This is a genomic window from Micromonospora sp. NPDC048871, from assembly GCF_043198155.1.
Classification (GTDB): Bacteria; Actinomycetota; Actinomycetes; order Mycobacteriales; family Micromonosporaceae; genus Micromonospora.
Map to the genome: position 1 here is coordinate 56,503 of NZ_JBICUM010000012.1, position 18,676 is coordinate 75,178.

Annotated in this window: 14 protein-coding genes; 7 read left to right on the forward strand and 7 right to left on the reverse strand. The window is 72.0% G+C overall.

Annotation, left to right across the window (positions count from 1 at the left end):
* The first annotated feature begins 39 nt into the window (after window positions 1-39).
* From ACGFIK_RS22695 to ACGFIK_RS22710, 4 genes are all read left to right on the forward strand, one after another.
* Window positions 40-1,092: a sugar ABC transporter permease gene (locus ACGFIK_RS22695; RefSeq protein WP_327024387.1), complete on the forward strand. Its 1,053-nt coding sequence runs from the start codon at window positions 40-42 to the stop codon at window positions 1,090-1,092.
* Between the two features lies 1 nt (window position 1,093).
* Complete coding sequence (locus tag ACGFIK_RS22700; protein ID WP_327024386.1) at window positions 1,094-2,059, forward strand: carbohydrate ABC transporter permease; 966 nt, start codon at window positions 1,094-1,096, stop codon at window positions 2,057-2,059.
* Between the two features lie 61 nt (window positions 2,060-2,120).
* Entirely contained in the window at window positions 2,121-3,152 is a 1,032-nt protein-coding gene (locus ACGFIK_RS22705) for a LacI family DNA-binding transcriptional regulator (protein WP_327024385.1), read from the forward strand.
* A 58-nt stretch (window positions 3,153-3,210) separates the two neighbouring features.
* Window positions 3,211-4,869, forward strand: a complete 1,659-nt coding sequence (locus ACGFIK_RS22710; RefSeq protein ID WP_393341270.1) for an alpha-amylase family glycosyl hydrolase — start codon at window positions 3,211-3,213, stop codon at window positions 4,867-4,869.
* A gap of 3 nt (window positions 4,870-4,872) precedes the next feature.
* Here ACGFIK_RS22710 and ACGFIK_RS22715 read toward each other — a convergent pair whose 3' ends face one another.
* The 3 genes from ACGFIK_RS22715 to xylA all read right to left on the reverse strand — a co-directional run bounded on the left by ACGFIK_RS22715 (window position 4,873) and on the right by xylA (window position 9,031).
* Window positions 4,873-6,297 (reverse strand): MFS transporter, encoded by a 1,425-nt coding sequence (locus tag ACGFIK_RS22715; protein ID WP_393341197.1) that lies wholly within the window; start codon window positions 6,295-6,297, stop codon window positions 4,873-4,875.
* A gap of 107 nt (window positions 6,298-6,404) precedes the next feature.
* Window positions 6,405-7,832: a xylulokinase gene (gene xylB / locus ACGFIK_RS22720; protein ID WP_393341199.1), complete on the reverse strand. Its 1,428-nt coding sequence runs from the start codon at window positions 7,830-7,832 to the stop codon at window positions 6,405-6,407.
* A gap of 11 nt (window positions 7,833-7,843) precedes the next feature.
* Window positions 7,844-9,031, reverse strand: a complete 1,188-nt coding sequence (xylA, locus tag ACGFIK_RS22725) for a xylose isomerase (RefSeq protein WP_393341202.1) — start codon at window positions 9,029-9,031, stop codon at window positions 7,844-7,846.
* A gap of 49 nt (window positions 9,032-9,080) precedes the next feature.
* On the opposite strand from xylA, the gene ACGFIK_RS22730 reads away from it, so the two are divergent.
* Together ACGFIK_RS22730 and ACGFIK_RS22735 are read left to right on the forward strand one after the other, a co-directional pair.
* A complete protein-coding gene (locus tag ACGFIK_RS22730; protein ID WP_393341203.1) occupies window positions 9,081-10,340 on the forward strand; it encodes an ROK family protein in 1,260 nt (419 codons plus the stop codon).
* A gap of 141 nt (window positions 10,341-10,481) precedes the next feature.
* On the forward strand, window positions 10,482-12,146 hold the full coding sequence (locus ACGFIK_RS22735; RefSeq protein ID WP_393341206.1) for a PP2C family protein-serine/threonine phosphatase: 1,665 nt from the start codon (window positions 10,482-10,484) through the stop codon (window positions 12,144-12,146).
* A gap of 42 nt (window positions 12,147-12,188) precedes the next feature.
* Here ACGFIK_RS22735 and ACGFIK_RS22740 read toward each other — a convergent pair whose 3' ends face one another.
* Window positions 12,189-12,740: a MarR family transcriptional regulator gene (locus tag ACGFIK_RS22740; protein ID WP_327024377.1), complete on the reverse strand. Its 552-nt coding sequence runs from the start codon at window positions 12,738-12,740 to the stop codon at window positions 12,189-12,191.
* Window positions 12,741-12,834: 94 nt separating this feature from the next.
* Here ACGFIK_RS22740 and ACGFIK_RS22745 point away from each other — a divergent pair, with 94 nt between their 5' ends.
* Complete coding sequence (locus tag ACGFIK_RS22745) at window positions 12,835-13,962, forward strand: PP2C family protein-serine/threonine phosphatase (RefSeq protein ID WP_327024376.1); 1,128 nt, start codon at window positions 12,835-12,837, stop codon at window positions 13,960-13,962.
* 10 nt (window positions 13,963-13,972) lie between these two features.
* Here ACGFIK_RS22745 and ACGFIK_RS22750 read toward each other — a convergent pair whose 3' ends face one another.
* The 3 genes from ACGFIK_RS22750 to ACGFIK_RS22760 form a co-directional block, all read right to left on the reverse strand.
* Entirely contained in the window at window positions 13,973-15,460 is a 1,488-nt protein-coding gene (locus ACGFIK_RS22750; RefSeq protein ID WP_327024375.1) for a sugar transferase, read from the reverse strand.
* A gap of 206 nt (window positions 15,461-15,666) precedes the next feature.
* Window positions 15,667-17,430 carry a substrate-binding domain-containing protein gene (locus tag ACGFIK_RS22755; RefSeq protein ID WP_327024374.1) on the reverse strand — a complete coding sequence of 588 codons (1,764 nt, stop codon included), beginning with the start codon at window positions 17,428-17,430 and terminating at the stop codon, window positions 15,667-15,669.
* 145 nt (window positions 17,431-17,575) lie between these two features.
* Window positions 17,576-18,613, reverse strand: coding sequence for a lactonase family protein (locus ACGFIK_RS22760; protein ID WP_327024373.1), 1,038 nt, complete (start codon window positions 18,611-18,613; stop codon window positions 17,576-17,578).
* Between the last annotated feature and the right edge of the window lie 63 nt (window positions 18,614-18,676).

The following is an 18,676-nucleotide window of genomic DNA, read 5'->3' on the forward strand; positions in this document are numbered from 1 at the left end:
CGGCCCACCTGCTCCGTGGAGTAACCCCTGGGAGGGTTGATGAACTTCGACTTCGCCGACCAGGCGCCGAAGATGATGATGTTGCTGTGGGGGCTGGTCGCCTTCGCAGTGGTGGTCGGCGGCCTGCTCTTCGTACTCGACGCGGTGCCGTCCTACTTCGCCCGGCGCCGCGAGGCGCAGGTGCTGGCCGCGTACGCCAGCGGGGGGCCGTCGCCCCGGCGGACCAAGCCCCGCGAGGGTTTCTTCGCGCTGTTCTTCCTGATGCCGGCGGTGCTGCTGCTGCTGATCGGACTGGTGGTCCCGGCGCTGCGGACCACCCTGCTGTCCTTCATGGACGGCGGCAGCCAGAACTGGGTCGGCCTGGACAACTACCGTTGGATGTTCGCCGATGACGCGATCGTCCGGGTGTTGCTCAACACCCTGGTCTGGGTGACCCTGGTGCCGCTGGCCGCCACCGCCATCGGTCTGATCTACGCGGTGCTGGTGGACAAGGCCCGCATGGAAGCCCTCGCCAAGTCCCTGATCTTCATGCCGATGGCGATCTCCTTCGTCGGCGCCAGCATCATCTGGCGGTTCGTCTACGCCTACCGGGGCGAGGACCAGGAGCAGATCGGCCTGCTCAACCAGATCGTGGTCAGCCTCGGCGGCGAACCCCGGCAGTGGCTGCTCGACTCACCGCTGAACACCCTGCTGCTGATCGTGATCATGGTGTGGATCCAGGCCGGTTTCGCCATGGTGGTGCTCTCCGCAGCGATCAAGTCCATTCCCGCGGACATCGTGGAGGCGGCCCGCCTCGACGGGGTCACCCCGTGGCAGATGTTCTGGCAGATCACCATGCCGAGCATCCGGCCCGCGCTGATCGTCGTGGTGGTCACCATCTCGATCGCCACGCTGAAGGTCTTCGACATCGTGCGTACCACGACCAACGGCAACTACGACACCAGCGTGATCGCCAACGAGATGTACAACCAGGCGTTCCGGTACGGCCAGAACGGGCAGGGCTCCGCGCTGGCGGTGTTCCTCTTCCTCCTGGTGGTACCGATCGTGATCTTCCAGATCCGGAACCTGCGTCAGCAGCGACGGGAGGGCTGAGATGACCACCACCACTCCCCCGGCCGCGGTCGGTGCCCAGCAGGACGACAAGGGTTCCACCCGGGCGTCACGGGTCCGCAAGCGGCTCAACAGCCGCACGGCGACCGTGGCCGCGATCGTCATCGCGGTGGTCTGGACCATCCCCACCTTCGGCCTGTTCATCTCCTCCTTCCGCCCGGAGGCGGAACTGAAGACCACCGGCTGGTGGACGGCCTTCCGGGATCCGCAGTTCACCCTGCAGAACTACCAGGACGTGCTGTTCGGGCAGAACGCCTCCTCCGGGCAACTGGCCAACTACTTCGTCAACTCGCTGGTCATCACCATTCCATCGGTGTTGTTCCCGCTGGCGTTCGCCGCCCTGGCCGCGTACGCCCTGGCCTGGATCAACTTCCGCGGCCGGGACTGGCTCTACATCGCCATCTTCGCGCTCCAGATCGTGCCGTTGCAGATGGCCCTGGTGCCGCTGCTCAGCTTCTTCTCGCGCGGAGTCAACCTGGGCGGGATCACCCTGATGCCCGCCTGGAACCTCGACGGTGCGCAGAACTTCGCCCAGGTGTGGTTCGCCCACACCTGCTTCGCGCTGCCGTTCGCGGTGTTCCTGCTGCACAACTTCATCTCGCAACTGCCCAGGGACCTGATGGAGGCGGCCCGGGTCGACGGGGCCACCCACCCCAAGATCTTCCGCACCATCGTCCTGCCGTTGGTGGCACCCGCCCTGGCCGCGTTCGCCATCTTCCAGTTCCTCTGGGTCTGGAACGACCTGCTGGTGGCGCTGATCTTCGCCGGGGGCAGCGAGGTCACCGCACCCCTGACGGTGCGGTTGGCCGAACTGGCCGGTACCCGGGGCAACGAATGGCAACGGTTGACCGCCGGGGCCTTCGTCTCGATCGTCGTACCGCTGATCGTGTTCCTGTCGTTGCAGCGCTACTTCGTTCGAGGGCTGCTCGCCGGCAGCGTCAAGGGTTGACCCACCGGTGGTGCCGCCGCCTGAGGTGGCGGCACCACCGGAGGTAGTGAGTGGGGTTACCGTGACGAGGATCGACGATGTCGCCCGACTGGCCGGGGTGTCCACGGCCACCGTCTCCCGGGCGTTGCGCGGACTGCCCACCGTGTCCGCGGCCACCCGTCGGCGGGTGCTGGCCGCCGCCGAGCAGTTGCAGTACGCCGTCTCCCCGAGCGCCTCGCGACTGGCCGGCGGGCGTACCGGTGCGGTGGCCGTGGTGGTCCCCCGGATCACCCGGTGGTTCTTCGGGGTGGTCGTGGAGGCGGTCGAGGACTTCCTCCACCAGTCCGGGTACGACCTGCTGCTGCACAACCTGGGTGGACGGGAGCAGAACCGCCAGCGCCTGCTGCATCCGGCCAACCTGCACAAGCGGGTGGACGCCGTGATGCTGGTAGCCACTCCGCTGCGCCCCGCCGATCTGGGTGCCCTGACCACCCTGGCCCTGCCCGGGGTGACCGTCAGCTCCGGCACCGACGTGGCGGGCTGGCCCTGCGTACGCATCGACGACGTGGCCGCCGCCCGCACCGCCACCCGTTATCTGTTGGAACTCGGTCACCGGCGGATCGCGCACATCTCCGGTGACCCGGACGACGAACTGGCCTTCACCGCCCACCTGGACCGGCGGCGGGGCTACCAGGAGGCGCTGCGTGCGGCCGGGCTGCGGCCGGACCCGAGCCTGGATGTGGAGTCCGGATTCGACATCGCCGGCGGCACCCGGGCCACGGAGGAACTGCTGCGCCGGGGTGACCCGCCGACGGCCATCTTCGCCGCCTGCGACGAGATGGCGATGGGCGCGCTGACCGCGCTGCGCGACGCGGGCCTGCGGGTACCCCATGATGTCAGTGTGATCGGCATCGACGACCATGCCCTCTCCGGGGTGCTGGGGCTGAGCACGGTCGCCCAGCCCGCGGCCGAGCAGGGTCGGTTGGCCGCCGAGATGCTGCTGGACCCGCTCTGCCGACCTGGCGCCTCCGCCCCCGACCCGGCCGCCACCCTGGTGATCCTGCCCACTCGGCTGGTCGTGCGGGAATCGACCGCCCCACCGAGGGCAAACTGAACCGACGGGTCTCCATCGCCCGCCGCCGACCTCGTCCGGACGACCATGGGAGTACGCCCTGAACGAGAACCCGACCCCGCAGACCGCACCCGCCGTCGCGGCCCCCGCCTGGTGGACCGAGGCGGTGATCTACCAGATCTACCCCCGCTCGTTCGGTGACTCCGACGGCGATGGGATCGGCGACCTGCCCGGCATCACCGCCCGCCTGGACCACCTGCGGGAGCTGGGGGTCGACGCGATCTGGCTCTCCCCGTTCTATCCCTCACCCCAGGCCGACGCCGGGTACGACGTGGCCGACTACCGGGACGTCGAGCCGCTGTTCGGCACCCTGGCCGACGCCGACGACCTGATCGCCCAGGCACACGCCCGAGGGCTGCGGGTGATCGTCGACCTGGTGCCCAACCACACCTCCTCGGCCCACGAGTGGTTCCAGCAGGCCCTGGCCGCCGGGCCGGGCAGCCCCGAGCGGCAGCGCTACATCTTCCGCGACGGACGGGGACCGGAGGGCGCCGAACCGCCCAACGACTGGCAGAGCGTCTTCGGCGGACCGGCCTGGACCCAGGTGAAGGACGGTCAGTGGTACCTGCACCTGTTCGACACCGCCCAGCCCGACCTGAACTGGGACGCCCCCGAGGTGCGCACGGAGTTCCTGGAGGTGCTGCGGTTCTGGTTGGACCGGGGGGTGGACGGCTTCCGGGTGGACGTGGCCCACGGCCTGATCAAGCAGGCGGACCTGGCCGACTGGCAGGAGCCGCAGGAGATCCTCTCCGGTCAGGAGGTGGACAAGCCCCGCCCGCCGATGTGGGACCAGGACGGGGTGCACGAGATCTACCGGGACTGGCGGCGGCTGCTGGACGGCTACCCCGGCGAACGGATCCTGGTGGCCGAGGCGTGGGTGGAGCCGGCCGAGCGGCTGGCCCGCTACGTCCGCCCCGACGAGATGCACCAGGCCTTCAACTTCGAGTACCTGCTGGCCTCCTGGACCGCCCCGGCCCAGTACGCCGTCATCACCCGCTCCCTGGAGGCCACCGACTCGGTCGGCGCCCCCACCACCTGGGTGCTGTCCAACCACGACGTGGTGCGGCACGCCTCCCGGCTGGGCCTGCCGATCGGCACCCCCCGCCCCAACGGCATCGGGGCGGACGACCCGCAGCCGGACGCCGCGAGCGGTCTGCGCAGGGCCCGGGCGGCCACCCTGCTGATGCTCGCCCTGCCCGGCTCGGCCTACCTCTACCAGGGCGAGGAACTGGGGTTGCCGGAGCACACCAGGATGCCGGACGAGGCCCGCCAGGATCCCACCTGGGAACGCAGTGGGCACACCCAGCGGGGTCGGGACGGCTGCCGGGTGCCGATCCCCTGGGAGGCCGACGCCCCCTCGTACGGCTTCGGGCCGACCGACGCCAGTTGGCTGCCCCAGCCGGGGGTCTGGGCCGAGTACGCCCTGGACCGCCAGCGGGGGGTGCCCGGCTCGACCTACGAGATGTACCGCACCGCCCTGCGTCTGCGGCGTACCCACGGGCTGGGTCGTGGCACGTTGCAGTGGCTCTCCTCCGGCGACGAGGTGCTGACCTTCCGCAACGGCCGGGTGGTGGTGCTGACCAACTTCGGTGCCACCGGCGTACCGCTGCCCGACGGGGAACTGCTGCACAGCAGCGCCCACCTGGACGAGGACGGCTCGGTCCCCACGGACGTCACCGTCTGGGTGCTCACCGGCTGAGGTTCACAGCTTCTCCGCCCGGGTGTGCAGCAACTGGTTGACCTCGGTGATGTCCTTGGGGGAGGTGCGGGCGGCCAGCCAGTACATGATGCCGGTGGGGATGAAGAAGAGCTGGAAGGCGGCCAGCCCGACGGCGTAGTTCAACGGGGGCGGGAAGGCCGCCCGCAGGGCGTGGAAGGCGACCCCGACCAGCCCGTTGCCGGCCGCCCGCCCCACCCCGTTGACCAGGTTGCCCAGGCTGTAGACCGTGCCCCGGTGCTCCGGAGGGTTGGCGTCCGCGATCAGGGCGAACCAGTTCGGGGAGTTCGCCGAGGTCAGCGCCAGGGCCAGCAGGGCGGTGAGCAGGCTCAGCCCGACGGTGGGCTCGGTGACGACACTGGCCAGTACGGCCCGCACCACCGTGCCGGTGCCGGCCCCGTCGGGCACCTCGATGCGGATCGGCACGAAGAACAGCACCAGGTAGAAGGGCAGGGCGGCGAGGATGCCGACCGCGGCCACCGTGGCCCGGCCGGAGAGGGTACGCCGTTGCAGGGCGTCCCCGATCAGACCACCGACGATGGAGAGCACCCCGCCCAGTTGGAACAGGGTGGCGAAGACGCTGCCGACCACGATCGCGGTTTCCATCGAGTAGCCCTGGTCCCGGGCCCGTTCGGCGAAGAGCACCGGCAACCAGACCAGCGACCCGAAGGCGGCCTGGGCGGTGAGGCCCTGGAGGATCAGCCACCGGTTGGTACGCCGACCCAGGATGACCGGCAGGTCCCGGCGGCTGATCCGGTAGTCGTAGTCCGCCCCCTCGGCCAGCGCGGCGGCCAGTTCCGGCTCGCTCTGGCCGCGCCGGATGTCGTACGTGAGCAGGTAGGCCGCGGTGGCGACCAGACCGACGACGGTGAGCAGCAGGAACGGACGCCGCCAGTCGACCGCCCCGAGCAGCCCGCCGACCAGGGTGCCGGCCAGGGTGCCCGCCCCCTGGGACAGCCCCCAGAAGCTCATCACCAGGCCCCGACGCCGGGGCGAGATCAGGTCGGTGACCACCGAGAAGCCGACCGAGCCGACCGCCCCCAGCCCCACCGCGGCCAGCAGCTGGGCGGCCAGGAAGGTGGGATAGTTCCCGGCCAGCCCGCTGCCCCCGGTCCCGACCGCCCAGATCAGGGTGCCGATCATGAGCAGGGGCTTGCGGTGGGTACGGTCGCCGAAGTAGGCCCAGCCCACCGCCGCCACCGCGCTGACCAGGAAGCTGACCGCGGTCACCAGGCCCAGCAGGCGCTGCGACACCGCGAAGGACTCGGCGATCGCGCCGTACAGCGGCGGCACCAGGCCGATCGCCACATTGTCCAGCGAGGCGAGCAGCACGAAGACGACGACACTGTAGAACCGGTGCACCGCGCCGCCGCCCCACACCCGCCCGGCTCCGCCCGTGGTCAAGGTCATGCGGGCAGCCAATCAGGACCGGATGTCGGGCCGTGCACCGGCCCCACCCCCGGATCGAGTGGCTTCACCCCCTAGCGCAGCCACTCGATCCGGGTTTCGAGGGTGGTTCAGCCCTGGGCCTGGCGGTCCAGGTGGTGTTCGCGGGCCTGGGCGTAGCGCTCCCGGATGGCCGGGACCGGTTCGGCGGCGTACTCCCGGGTGCCGGCCGGGGTCCAGTCGGGGGCCTCCGTGGTGCCCAGGGCCAGCCAGGCGGCCTGGCGGGCGGCCCCGTCGGCGACGTACTCCCCCGGCGGGGGGACGACGACCGGGCAGCCGAAGACCTGGGCGGCGATCCGGCGTACGGCGGCGGAGCGGGCCCCACCCCCGACCAGGATCACCCGGCGGGCCTGCGCCCCCTGGGCGGCCAGCGCGTCCAGACCGTCCGCCAGGGCGCAGAGCATGCCCTCCACGGCCGCCCGGGCCAGGTGCCCCGGGGTCGAGGTCCGCAGGGTCAACCCGTGCACCGCCCCGGTGGCCGTCGGCCGGTTGGGGGTGCGCTCCCCCTCCAGGTACGGCACCAGCACCAGCCCCTCCGCCCCGGGCGGGGCGGACAGCGCCAGGTCGGCGAGTTCGTCCAGGCCGACCCGCAGCATCCCGGCGGCGGCATCCAGCACCCGGGCCGCGTTGAGGGTGGCGACCAGGGGCAGGAACCGGCCGGTCAGGTCGGCGAACCCGGCTACCGTGCCGCCGGCGTCGGCGGCCGGGGTCTCCGCGATGCTGAAGACCGTGCCGGAGGTGCCGATCGAGACCAGCACGTCACCGGAGCCCGCCCCCACCCCGAAGCCGGCGGCGGCGTTGTCCCCCGCCCCGGGACCGAGCAGGGCCTCGGCGGCACCCGGCAGGGCGGCCGGGTCCAGTCGACCGGCGGACTCGGCCGGACCCAGCACGGTGGGTACCCGTACCACTCGGCCCAGTGCGCGTTCCAGCAGGTCGGGGCGGTACTCGCCGGTGGCCGGCGACCAGTAGCCGGTGCCGCTGGCATCACTGCGATCGGTACGCAGGGCCTCCAGCCCGGGAGCACCGGCCAGCCGCCAGGTCAGCCAGTCGTGGGGCAGGCAGACGGCCGACACCCGGTCGGCGTTGGCCGGCTCGTGTCGGGCCAGCCACCGCAGCTTGGTGACCGTGAAGCTGGCCACCGGCACACTGCCCACGGCCTCGGCCCAGAACTTCCCGCCCCCGGCCTCGGCTACCAGGTCGGCGGCGGCCTGGGCCGAGCGGGTGTCGTTCCACAGCAGGGCCGGCCGGATCACCTGCCCGGCCTCGTCCAGGCAGACCATGCCGTGCTGCTGACCGGCGACGGCGACCGCGGCGACGTCGGCCAGCCCACCGGCGGCCTCGACCGCCGTCTGGAGGGCGGACCACCAGGCCTCCGGGTCGACCTCGGTGCCGTCCGGGTGCGGGGCCCGGCCCTGGCGGACCAGGGCACCGGTCTCCGCGTCCCGGACGACCACCTTGCAGGACTGGGTGGAGGAGTCCACCCCGGCGACGAGCGGCATCCCGTCCGTCCTCAGCGGGCGCCGAGCAGGTGCTCGACGGCGAGCTGGTTGAGCCGGACGAAACCGAAGCCACGGGCGGCCACGGCCTCGACGTCGAACTCCTCGAAGGCGGTGGTGTCGGCGAGCAGCTCGGCGTAGCCCTCGCCCTCGCCGAGGGTCGGCACGGCCAGCTCGGCCACCTTGCTGGCGGCCAGCGCCTCGGCCACCTCCGGGTCGGCCCGGAAGGCCGCGGCCCGCTCCTTGAGCAGCAGGTAGGTGCGCATGTTGGCCGCCGCGGAGGCCCACACCCCGTCGATGTCCTCCGTGCGGGAGGGCTTGTAGTCGAAGTGCCGCGGCCCCTCGTAGGCGGGACCCCCGGCCGGGCCACCGTGCTCCAGCAGGTCGACCAGGGCGAAGGCGTTGAGCAGGTCACCGTGGCCGAAGACCAGGTCCTGGTCGTACTTGATGCCCCGCTGGCCGTTGAGGTCGATGTGGAACAGCTTGCCCTGCCAGAGGGCCTGGGCGATGCCGTGGACGAAGTTGAGCCCGGCCATCTGCTCGTGGCCGACCTCCGGGTTCAGCCCGACCCGCTCGGGGTGGGCGAGGGTGGAGATGAAGGCCAGGGCGTGCCCGACCGTGGGCAGCAGGATGTCGCCGCGCGGCTCGTTCGGCTTGGGCTCCAGGGCGAAGCGCAGGTCGTAGCCCCGGTCGATGACGTACTGGCAGAGCAGGTCGACCGCCTCGCGGTAGCGCTCCAGGGCCGCCTGGACGTCCTTGGCGACGTCGTACTCGCCACCTTCCCGGCCGCCCCACATGACGAAGGTCTTGGCGCCCAGTTCGGCGGCCAGGTCGATGTTGCGCAGCACCTTGCGCAGGGCGTACCGCCGCACCTCACGGTCGTTGCTGGTGAACCCGCCGTCCTTGAACACCGGCTGCTGGAAGAGGTCCGTGGTGACCATCGGCACCACCAGGCCGGTCTCGTCCAGGGCCTTGCGGAACCGGGCGATCTGGGCGTCGCGGGTGGCCGCGTCCGAACCGAAGGGGATGAGGTCGTCGTCGTGGAAGGTCACCCCGTACGCGCCCAGCTCGGCGAGCCGGTGCACCGACTCCACCGGATCGATGGCGGTACGGGTGGCGTGGCCGAACGGGTCGCGGCCCTGCCAGCCGACCGTCCAGAGCCCGAAGGAGAACTTGTCGGCGGGGGTGGGACGGGGTGCCATGACAGACCTCCGGTGGTGTCGTCCGCTATTTGTTCAGTGGTTGAATTAAATGGTGGTGATGTGGCAGTGTCAAGAGGTGATCCCCTCCGCAGCCCCGGCCGGCGCGGTGCGCCAGGGCAGCCTCCGCGAACTGAACCTGGCCCTCGTGCTCGGCCGGATCGCCGCCGCCCCCCGACCCCCCTCACGGGCCTCGCTGGCGGCCGAGACCGGCCTGACCCGGGCCACGGTCTCCGCCGTGGTGGAGGACCTGGTCGCCGGGCGACTGGTCACCGAGGCGGAGCCCCAGCCGCGTACCGGGGCCGGCCGACCGGCTCGTGGTCTGGTGCTGGCCGGTGACGGCCCGGCCGGGTTGGGGCTGGAGGTCAATGTCGACTATCTGGCCGCCTGCGTCGTGGACCTCACCGGCGAGGTCCGGCACCACAGCGTGCACCGCGCCGATCTGCGGCCGATCTCCCCCGCCGACGCGCTGAGCCGGCTGGTGCGGCTGGCCACCGAGGCCCGGGCCGCCGCCGAGGCGCAGGGCCTCATCCTGGCCGGCGCCGCCCTGGGGGTGCCCGGTCTGGTCGACGACGCCGGGCTGGTCCGCCTGGCCCCCAACCTGGGCTGGCGTGACGTGCCGGTGCCCGAACTGCTGGCCGGGCATCCCCCGCTGACCGAGATGATCGACGGGGTGCCGCCGCTGGTGGTGGACAACGAGGCCAACCTGGCCGCGCTGAGCGAGTTGCACGCCGGCGCCGGTCCGGGCAGCTTCCTGCACATCTCCGGTGAGGTCGGCATCGGCGCCGGCATCGTGCTCGACGGTGCCCTGTACCGGGGGGCCCGGGGTTGGAGCGGGGAGATCGGCCACATCCCGGTACGCCCGGACGGGCCCGCCTGCCGGTGCGGGGGCCGGGGCTGCCTGGAGCAGTACGCCGGCCAGGAGTCGATCCTCGCGGCGGCCGGCCTGGCCGGGGCGGACCTGCCGGCCGACACCGCCCCGAACCGGCTGGCCGAGCTGGCCGAGGCGGGCGACGCGCAGGTGCTGCGGGCCCTGCACGAGGCCGGGACGGCCCTCGGGGTGACCGTGTCCAGTGTGGTCAACCTGCTGGACCTGGACACGGTGGTGCTCGGCGGCGGCTACGCCCCCCTGGCTCCCTGGCTGCGCCCGCCGATGCTCGCGGAGATCGACCGCCGGGTGCTGACCGCGGCCTGGTCCCCGGTGACCGTCCGGCCGGCGACCCTCGGGGCCACGGCCGCCGTCGTCGGCGCGGCCGGTTCGGTGGTACGCCGGATCATCGCCCGGCCGGTGGCCTGGTTGGCCCGGCTGTAGCCCTACCGCCGCCCTTGCGTCCAGGCGGGTCCCGGGGGCACTTCGGTACGCTTGCCCCCAGGCAACCATGACCGTGACCCGGAGGAGCGACACCACCGGCATGCGCACATCCCGACAGCGCAGGGCGCACCGCGAGCCGGAATGACCAGCACTCGTGAGGGCCGAGTCGCCGGCCCCGCCCGCCGTGACGAGGCCGGCCAGGGCAGATCGGACCGACCGGAGTCGGCCGAATCCCTGGACCTGGCCGGTGAACTCCTTGACGGACTGGCCGAGGCGATACTGACCGTCGACGGCGACGGGCTGGTCGGCACCGCCAACGCGGCCACCCGGAGACTGCTGCCCGAGGTGGGCCCGGGCACCGATCTGGCCACCTGCGCGGTGCCGGCACTGGCGACCGCGACCGCCGCCGGGCACCCCCACTTCGAGGGGGAACACCGCGGCCGACGCCTTCGCGGGGTACGCCGGGCCCTGCCCGCCGGCCGCTGGGTCTGGTACGTACGTGACGTCACCGAGGAGTGGGCCGGCAGCCAGGCGCTGCTAGCCGAACGCCGCCGTACCGCCTTCCTCGCCGACGCGGGTCGACGCCTGGGCCTGGCCCTGCACCGCGACCAGGCGCTGCGGGCCGCCGCCACCCTCCCGGTGCCCTACCTGGCCGACCTGGCCCTGGTCGTGCACCTGCCGCCCGTTCCCGCCGAGCAACGGCCGCACTGGATCCGGTACGCCGAGGGGCAGCCCGGTCCGGTGACCGGGGAGTCCGACTGGAGTCTGACCGCAGCCCTACCCGGGCTCGCCGAGGCCCTGGACGGCGGATGCCCAGCGCCCGGCCCCTGGTCGGTGGCGGCGCAGCAGGACCTGGACCCGGTCTTCGCCGCCGACCTCGACCGGGAGGCGACCCTGCTGGTCAGCCCGATGCCGGGGGCCGGCCGGACGGTCGGGGCCCTGGTGCTGCTGCGACACCCCGGGCGTACCGGCTTCGACCCCCGGGATGTCGAGCTGGCCCGTGAGTTCGCCGCCCGGGCGGGCGCCGCCCTGACCATGGCCGAGTTGTACGACGAGCAGGCCCACCTGGCCCGGGTGCTGCAGAACAGCCTGCTGCCGCCGGAGCTGCCCCGGGTGGCCGGGCTGGAGGTCGCGGGGGGTTACCGTGCCGCCGGGGACAGCCTGCGGATCGGGGGCGACTTCTACGACCTCCTACCCTCCGAGGGCGGGGTGTTGTTCGCCCTGGGTGACGTCTGCGGCAAGGGGGTCGGCGCGGCCGTGCTGACCGGCCGGGTACGGCAGTCCCTGCAGACCCTGCGGCTGGTGGAACAGCAGCCGTTGAAGCTGCTGCGGCTGCTCGACCGGGCCCTGCTGGACATGCCGGACGCCGCCCGACGCAGCCAGTTCACCACCCTGCTGCTGGGCAGCCTGAGCCAGGATCCCGAGGGCGGCCTGCGGGTCCGGGTCGCCGGGGGCGGGCATCCGGCGCCCCTGGTGGTCGACCCCGACGGCACGGTGACCCGGGTACCGGTGGGTGGAATGCCGGTGGGGGCCCTGCCGGAGGCCCGGTTCACCGAGGTCGAACTGCGGCTGCCGCCCGGTGCGGTGCTGTTCACCCACACCGACGGGGTCACCGAGGCGCGCGGCGGGCCGCACGGTGCGGAGATGTTCGGCGAGCGACGGCTGCACCAGGCCCTCGCCTCCGGTGCCGGGCTGCCGCCCAGCGCCCTGGTCGAGCGGGTGCTGCGCCTGGTCGACGAATGGTCCGCCGGGCAACGGCACGACGACGTGGCGATGCTGGCGGTGACCCCCCGAAAGCCCGACTGACCCCCGGCCAGGGCGGGTCAGGCCGCGCGAGCAGCGGGGGCGTCAGGCCGTACGGGAGACCGGGGTGTCCCCGTTCGACCAGCTCAGCGGAGTGTCGACGACCTCGCGGACCTCCCCGCAGTGCGCGGAGCCCGGCTCCTCCGGCTGCGGCACCAGCGAGGACACCGGCCGGACCACCCGCGCCCGGGCCACCTCGTCGAACTCCTGGAGACCTCGCAGCAGGGCCGTACGCCCCTCCGGGGTCATGTCGCCCAGGATCGCGGCCAGGTGCTGCCGACGGTCCTCGCGCAGCTCGGTCAGGAGGCTGCGGGCCTCGGCGGTCAGGTGCAGGGAGATCTCCCGCCGGTCCGCCCGGCCGGGCTCACGCTCCAGCATCCCGGCGGCGACCAGCCGGTCGCAGAGGCGACTGGCCGAGGAAAGTAACATGTCCAACCCGGCCGCCAGCCGGCGAAGGTTGATCCCGTCCTGCCGCTCGACGAGCATCACGGCACGAAGCTGGGCGGTGGAGATGCGGTTCGCTGTGCGCTCCCGGGCACCGTCCCAGACGGTCAGCAGGGCGCCCGCCGCGACATCCACCTCGGCAGCCATACTCATCTCGGATCCTGGAAAACCATGCAGTTCCGCCATCGTGCGCCTGAGCGTACTCCGATTCTGTCGGTCGATGGGCTTGTGATCAAGGAGATGCCCCATGAGCGATCCGGTCGATCAAGCCCGCACCGTGCTCACCGCCGCCCCCGCGGATCTCCTGCTGAGCCGGATCAGAGAGCTGCTCGACCAGCGGTACGGCATGGTGGAGGTCGACCTGCTCCAGGTCGACTACCGGCTGGCCGCCCTGCTGCCGCTCACCGCCGGGGAGGCGGTGACCGAACCGGGCCACCCGGCCTGGCGGTGCTTCGACCACCAGAGCCCGATGTACGTCGAGGGCACGGCCTATCTGCCGGTCAGCATGCGCGGCGAACGACGTGGCGTGCTGCGGGTGCGGCCGGTCGCGGACGAGAGCCTGCTGCCGGAGCTGGCCGAGATCGGCACCGCCCTGGCCCACGAGCTGACCGCGGTGGACCCCGGCACGGACGTCTACCGCATCGCCCGGCGTACCCGGCGGCTCACCCTCGCCGCCGAGATGCAGTGGGAACTGCTGCCGGGCCGCAGCCGGATGCGGCCCTCCTTCAGCCTGGCCGGGCAGTTGGAACCGGCGTACGCGGTGCGCGGGGACAGCTTCGACTGGTCCGACGACGGCAACCGGGTGTGGACCGCCACCATCAACGGCATGGGCTCGGGGGTCGCCGCCTCGATGCTCACCACCCTGGCCACCTGCGCCCTGCGCAACGCCCGCCGGGCCGGCATCTCCCTGGCCGATCAGGCCGCCCTGGCCGACCAGGCGATCTACGCCCTGCACCGGGGCGAGCAGTACCTGGCCACCCTGCTGATCGAGGTGGATCTGCACAGTGGACTGCTCACCGCGGTCGACGCGGGCTCTCCCCGGCTCGTCCTGCTCCGGGCCGGCGAGGTCAGGGTGCAGTCGTTGGAGGAGCAGTTCCCGCTGGGCATGTTCGAGGGGTCGCACTATCGCGAGCAGCACCTCCAACTGGAGCCCGGTGACCGCCTCTTCATGATCAGCGACGGGGTGCTCGACGCCACCGGGCAGGAGGTCCGTTACGGGCAGAGCGCGCTGGATCGGATGCTGCGTCGTACCGCCCCGATGAGCCCGCTGGACGCGGTCCGGGCCCTCCTGGGGGACCTGCGGGCCTTCGTCTCGGCCGATCTCACCGACGACGCGGTGATCGTCTGCCTGGACTGGTACGGGCCCCAGCCGTGAGCGCCACGGCTCAGTAGGCGCCCCGGCTGTTGACCACCGCGCCGAAGGTCTTCCACAGGATCGTCAGGTCGGCCGCCAGCGACCAGTTCTCCACGTAGTAGAGATCCAGCCGGATGCCGTCCTCCCAACTCAGATCCGACCGGCCGCTGACCTGCCAGAGACCGGTCATGCCGGGCTTGACCAGCAGTCGGCGGGCCACATCGCCGTCGTAGCGGGCCACCTCGGAGGGCAGCGGAGGACGCGGCCCGACCAGACTCATCTGCCCCAGCAGCACATTGACCAGTTGCGGCAGCTCGTCCAGCGACCACTTGCGCAGCAGCCGCCCGACCCGGGTCACCCGGGGGTCGTCGCGCATCTTGAACATCAGGCCGTCGGTCTCGTTGCGCGCGGCCAGCTCGGCCAGCAGGACGTCGGCGTTGACCACCATGGTCCGGAACTTGAAGACCCCGAACTCCTCGCCCCCCTGCCCGACCCGGGTCTGCCGGAACAGCACCGGCCCCCGGCTGTCCAGCTTGATGGCCAGAGCGATGAACACCAGCAGGGGCAACAGCAGAGCCACCGCCACCAGCGAGATGGACCGGTCGACGAAACCCTTGACCAGCTTGCGGGTGCCCCGGAACTCCGGGGCCTCCACGTGGATCAGCGGCAGGCCGGCCACCGGGCGGGTGTGGATGCGCGGGCCGGCGACATCGGTCAACGCCGGGGCCAGCACCAGGTCGATTCCGGTGCCCTCCAACTGCCAACCCAGCCGACGCAGGCGGGCGGCGGTGAGTTCCCCGCTGGCGGTGACGGCGACCGTGTCCGCGCCGATCGCGGCGGCGGCCTCCGGGATGCCCCGGAAGGAGCCGACCACGGGCACGTCGCCGAGTCGCTGGGCCACCGGTGCCAGCAGGGCGTCCGGGATGCAGGCACCGACCACCTGATAACCGGCGTACGGTTCCCGGCGCAGGGTGTGCACCAGTTCCAGTACGTGCGCGGTGTCGCCGACCACCAGCACCCGGCGGGACCAGCCGGCCCCGGTCGAGCGGGCCCGGTGCAGGCGCTTGCGGGCGGCGAACCGGGCCAGCTCAAGGCCGACCAGCCCGACCGCGAACGAGATCGCCAGGAAGCCCCGGGACACCCCGACGTCGGCGATGTAACCGGCGATGGCGACCGCCCCGGCCAGGCGGAGGCTGGCCATGCTGACCCGCCGGTACTCGTCCGCGCCGTAGCCGATCACCCGGTCGTCGTAGCAGCGCATCGCCTTCAGCGACAGCAACCAGGCCAGGACGAGGGCGGGAGCCACCAGGACGTAGGGCACGTGGGTGCCCCGTGGGGCGGCCTCACCGAAGCGGGCCGCGTAGCCGGCGAGCACGGCCAGGGTGAGGACGGTGGCGTCCAGCACCACCAGGGTTCGCACGTACGCCCGCTGCCCACCGCGCAGCGAGCTGCTCGATGACGACGTACCGTCAGGGTGTGTTGAAGATCTGGCCGGGGTCAACAGCGTCGCCGAGGTCACCAGCCCTCCCACTTCGCTCGCCGACGGCACGGCTCCAGCTCGACGGTAAGCCGGAACTGCCGGTGCACGACGACATCCTCTCCTGAGAACTATGCCGAGCAATTGCTTCGGACGTATTGCCGTCACTTGCAGCCCCAGCAAACCAGCCGTAATTGGTCTGTGGTATAGGATTCACCCCCGCACCACGGTTCTTACTGAGGCACGACTTAGGCGGGCGCCTTCCGCAGGGCGATGGCTCGTAGGAAGATGTCCCCGATCTTAGTCGGGTCCGCGGCGATGAAGGCACCCCCACCGGCGCTCTGCGCGATGGTGTCCAGCTCCGCCTTGCTGACCTCCGTGCCGATGCCGATGATGATCACCTGGATCGGCTGGTCCGGGTCCTTGATCCGCTTCAGCTCGGCGAGCAGTTGCCGCTGCGAGACACCGTCGGCGTCCTCGTTCTTGCCGTCGGTGAAGAGGACGATCGAGTTGACCTTGCCCGGTTCCCAGTTCTGCTGCACGTTCTGGTACGCGGCCAGCAGGGTGTCGTACAGGCCGGTGTCGCCGCTGGAGGAGGTGATCGTGTCCAGGCTGCGCTCCAGGGAGCTGCGCTGCCGGGACAGCGGGCCGGTCGGCACGACCTCCCGGTAGTCACGCGCCCCGTCCAGGTTGGTGGAGAAGACCCACAGACCGATCGACCAGGAATCGTCGAACAGGTTCAGGCCCCGCCGGGCGGCTTCTGCGGTGACCTGCTGGCGGGTGGCGCCGTTGGCGGTCGGCACGGCCTTCTTCATCGAGCCGGAGACGTCGATGATGCAGAGCATCCGGCCGGAGAGGGTGGCGATGGACCAACTGGAGACGGCCCGCTCCACCGCGTCCGGGGCCAGGCCACCGGCGGCGATGCCGCCCTGGGGAGGCGGCGCGGCGGAGGAGTCACCGCTGGCCGGGCTGGGTGCGCCCTGCGGGGGCTGGAAGCCACTGCCCCAGTTGCCGTCCGGCCCACGCAGCCCCTGGGCGGCCAGCCGGTCCTTGAACGAGGGGGTGGTCAGCACCTCGAACAGCACCCGCGCGGCGGAGGCCTTGGCCGGTTCGATGCCCGGCAGCACCGCGTACGGGTAGTCCAGCGGCAGCGGCGACGGCTTCAGGTACAGCGCCGCCAGCGGCACCGGCGGCTTCTTGGCGTTGTACCGGATGACGTTCTCTTCGGACAGTGCCGCCGCCCCGAGGGCACTGGCCAGGGTGGTGGCGTCCGGGGCGGTGGGGAACTTGGCCAGCAGGTCCTGGCGCAGGGCCGAGGCACCGGAGGCCAGCGCCCGCAGGGCGCCGATGCGGTCCTGCTCGGCGGTCGCACCCCCGGCGGAGGAGGCCGCCGTCATCAGCGACAGCAGTCCGGACAGGCCGGCGGCGTCGCGGGTCGGCTCGACGATGCCGGTCTTCAACGGCCGGTCGCTGTTGACCCGGGTCAGCAGCTCGGTCCAGCCGATTTCCTCCTGCGGCCAGCCCAACCGCTCGGCGGTCGGTTCCGGCATGGCGACCACCACCGGGCTGCTGGCGACGGAGGCACCGTTGCCCGGTGCGAAGGCGGCCGCGCCGCCGGTCTGCAGCCGCAGCAACCAGGTGGAGGAGTCCGGGATCCAGACGTCCGGGCTGACCGCCGTGCCGCTGGCCTGACCGACCCCGGCCAGGGTGGCCCCGTGCTTGGCCGCCACCACCGCGGCGACCTCTACCGCGTCGGCCGCCGCCACGGTCACGTCGATGCAGGTCCCGTCGACTGCGGCACCGTTCTGCTCCCACTCGGTGGCCGCCGCGTCGACAGCGGGTGCGAGTTCGGTCGAGACCGCGACGGACAGTTCGATCTTGCCAGCGCAGTCCGGGCCGGCAAGCTGCCGATAGCCCACCCACCCACCGGCGGTGACGACGAGCACGCCGACCGCGGCTGCGGCGGCGGCGCCGTGGAAACCTGAACGCATGCGATGGCGGCCTGCTGACACGCTGACCATCTTCCGGACCTGACCATGGGACTGCCATGGCCGTTCGGACGAAAGTTACGGAGGAGAAACAGTTTACCGTGATTTAGTAACTCTGAGTGATGACTCAACGGCGCAATGTGGATTCATCAATGTCCAACACCCACGATCAGGGCAGAACGCAAGTAGGGCTGGGAATCGTCAGCGGCTCCCCGACCGCCACCGGCACCCCGCTCTCCCGGTCGATCCGGAAGGTACGCACCATGTCCGCCCGCTCGTCGGCGACATACAGATGGTCCCCGACCATCGCGAAATGCCGGGGCCACTCGCCGCCGGTAGCCACCTCCTCGACCAGTTTCGGCAGCCCAGACCCCAGCGCGAAGACGGCGATGGTGCCTACCCCCCGGTTGGCCAGGTAGAGGAAGCGCCCCTCGGCGTCCACCGCGATCTCCGACGGTTGGACGTGCCCGGCCCGTTCGCTGGCCTCGACCCGCCCCGACTGGTGCCACCCGCCCTCCTCGGTCAGCTCGTAGGCCAGCACCGAGCCGTCCAGCTCCCCGCAGACGTAGCAACGCCGGCCGTCGGGATGCCGGGCCAGGTGCCGGGGGCCGGCCCCGGCGGGGGTACGCACCCGGGGTGCCCGGGGGACCAGCCGCCCGGAGGCCGGGTCGAGGTCGTACCGGTAGATGGAGTCCGTGCCGAGATCCACCGCGAGGATCGGTCGGCCCTCGGCCCCGGGGGCGACCATGTGCGCGTGCGGCCCCTCCTGGCGCTCGGGGTTCGGGCCGTGGCCGGTGTGCTGCACCAGGTCACTACGGTCGCCCGGCACCCCCTCGGGATCCAGCGGGAAGACCGTCACGCTCCCGCCGCCGTAGTTGGCCACGAGCAGGTTCCGACCCTCCGGCGACACCGCCAGGTGGCAGGGATCGGCTCCGCCGGTGGCCCACGAGCCGATCGCGGTCAGGTCCCCCTCGGGCCCCACCCGCCAGGCGCTGATCGTGCCCTCGGGCAGCTCGTTGACCGCGTACAGCACGGGCCGGGTGGGATGGCGGGTGAGAAACGACGGCGAGGCGGTGACCGCGACCGTGCCCAGGGAGGTCAGCTCGCCGGTTTCCGGGTCACGCGAGGCGGCGACGATCCCGGTGCCCCGCCCGCCGCTGTGCGCCGTGTACCCGCCGATGTGAACGATCTCGCCTCGACCTGCCACCAGGTGCCACCTCTCCGCCGAACTGCCTAGGTCCCATCAGACCCCTTCCCCCCGACACCGGCG